3 protein-coding genes are annotated in these 2,258 nt (G+C 38.7%); all 3 read left to right on the top strand.

The genetic code is table 11. The annotated features are described in order from the left end of the window. Positions 1–380: DUF2931 family protein (locus tag C9J46_RS21155; RefSeq protein ID WP_146144683.1), on the top strand; the 380-nt coding region annotated here is incomplete at its 5' end. Positions 381–460: 80 nt separating this feature from the next. Beyond that, the gene (locus C9J46_RS21150) at positions 461–1,198 is read left to right on the top strand and encodes a DUF2931 family protein (RefSeq protein ID WP_107291485.1); all 738 of its coding nucleotides are present in this window, start codon (positions 461–463) and stop codon (positions 1,196–1,198) included. An 81-nt stretch (positions 1,199–1,279) separates the two neighbouring features. Next, the gene (locus C9J46_RS21145; protein ID WP_107291484.1) at positions 1,280–2,020 is read left to right on the top strand and encodes a DUF2931 family protein; all 741 of its coding nucleotides are present in this window, start codon (positions 1,280–1,282) and stop codon (positions 2,018–2,020) included. The last annotated feature ends 238 nt before the right edge of the window (positions 2,021–2,258 follow it).

Genomic DNA, 2,258 nt, shown 5'->3' with positions numbered 1-2,258 from the left:
CGAAGTTCTATATTACTGAATTAAATATCACCCCAAAAATGAAGGCGCTGGCTTATAAAAAGCAAAGTTACACTAGACCAGAAGATGGAAGGCGTAAAACTTGTTACCAAACGACATTTGATTTTGGCTTCTTACCAAATGGACAAGTGAAAGTGTGGCTAGAAGGGTGTGGCAAGTATACGTACGTTACTGAGCTGTCACCAACGAGCACACCCGAAACGGACTATAACGGAAATTCATCAACTGCCTACAAGCATGATTATGAAGACGAGTTAAATATTAGAGCTAAAAAGGCTAACGCAACCTTGAGACCTATCCCTTGGGACAAGGTAAATAAGATATATACATCAAAAAAATATATTGTAGATCAGCTTCATTAATATTGTTTACCGCCTCACAAAAACCTGTGAGGCGCTCAATGAAAGAGCTAGATTCAGCATTCATTACACAAGGACAGTAAATGAAAAAGATCATATCAACCGGAGTACTCTGCCTATTACTGGCTGGTTGTAGCATGATAAATAGAGAACGCGTACCTGATGAAGTTCCTGATTGGACTGTGGCTTATGCTATGCCATCATTTTACCCTGTCAGAGTCACTAAAGCATATGGTATTAACACGCAAGAAGATTGGACCTCTATTTTACACACCCACAGCCAATTTATGACGGTTAGTGACTTCAACCGTATTAAGGGCTTTTTACCTGATTATAATGGCTATGGATTACCACTCTACTTTACTACGATGGGCGGGTATAGACAAATTCGACCTACCAATCATTTACCCGATAAAGTCGTGCTTTACTGGACATCCCTTTTTAACGCGAAGTTCTATATTACTGAATTAGATGTTACCCAAAAAATGAAAGCACTGATGTATAAACAACAAAACCATGTTGAGGCTGATGGAATAAACCGAACCTGCTACCAAACGACATTTGATTTTGGTTTCCTACCAAATGGACAAGTGAAAGTGTGGCTAGAGGGATGTGGCAAGTATACGTACGTTACTGAGTTGTCGCCAACTAGCATGCCTGATACTGACTATAATTCAATCACATCGAAACAATATTTCCAAGCAACAGAATATGTAAAAAAAAGAGCTAAAAAGGCTAACGCAACCTTAACCCCTATCCCTTGGGACAAGGTAAATAAGGTTTATACATCTAAACATTTTACTGTTGACCAGCTTCATTAATATTGGCCTATCGCCTCACAGAAATCTGTGAGGCGCTCAATGAAAGAGCTAGATTCAGCATTCATTACACAAGGACAGTAAATGAAAAAGATCATATCAACAGGAGTATTCTGCCTATTACTTGCTGGTTGTAGCATGATAAATAGAGAACGCGTACCTGATGAAGTTCCAAATTGGAGAGTTGGTTATACAATGCCATCACTTTACCCTGTCAGAGTCACTAAAGCATATGGTATAAACTCGCAAGAAGATTGGACTTCTATATTGCATACTCATAGTCAATTTATGACTGTAAGTGCATTAATGCGTGTGAAAGAGTATTTACCCAACTATGATGGTTATGGATTACCACTTCATCTTTTTACAACAGCTAGTTACTCTCAAGTACAATATACAAATCATCTACCCGATAAAGTCGTGCTTTACTGGACATCCCTTTTTGACGCCAAGTTCTACATTACTGAATTAGATGTCACTCCAAAAATGAAAGCGCTGATGTATACACAACAGCATCATGTGGAATCTGACGGAATAAAACGTACTTGCTATCAAAGTCAATTTGATTTTGGTTTCCTGCCAAATGGACAAGTGAAAGTGTGGCTTGAAGGGTGTGGCAAGTATACGTACGTTACTGAGCTGTCACCAACGAGCACACCCGAAACGGACTATAACGGAAATTCATCAACTGCCTACAAGCATGATTATGAAGACGAGTTAAATATTAGAGCTGAAAATGCTAACGCAACCTTAACGCCTATCCCTTGGGACAAGGTAAATAAGATATATACATCAAAAAACTATATTGTAGATCAGCTTCATTAATATTGACTTATCACCTCACTATTTTCTGTAAGGCGCTCAATGAAAGAGCTAGATTCAGCGTTCATTACACAAGGACAGTAAATGAAAAAGATCATATCAACAGGAGTATTCTGCCTATTACTGGCTGGTTGTAGCATGATAAATAGAGAACGCGTACCTGATGAAGTTCCGAATTGGACTGTGGCTTATGCTATGCCATCATTTTATCCAGTCAGAGTCACTAAAGCATATGGTATTA

This window comes from Photobacterium sp. GB-36 (assembly GCF_003026135.1).
Lineage (GTDB): Bacteria > Pseudomonadota > Gammaproteobacteria > Enterobacterales > Vibrionaceae > Photobacterium.
The sequence above is the reverse complement of the archived record's forward strand: the minus strand, read 5'-3'. Positions and strand labels throughout refer to the sequence as shown.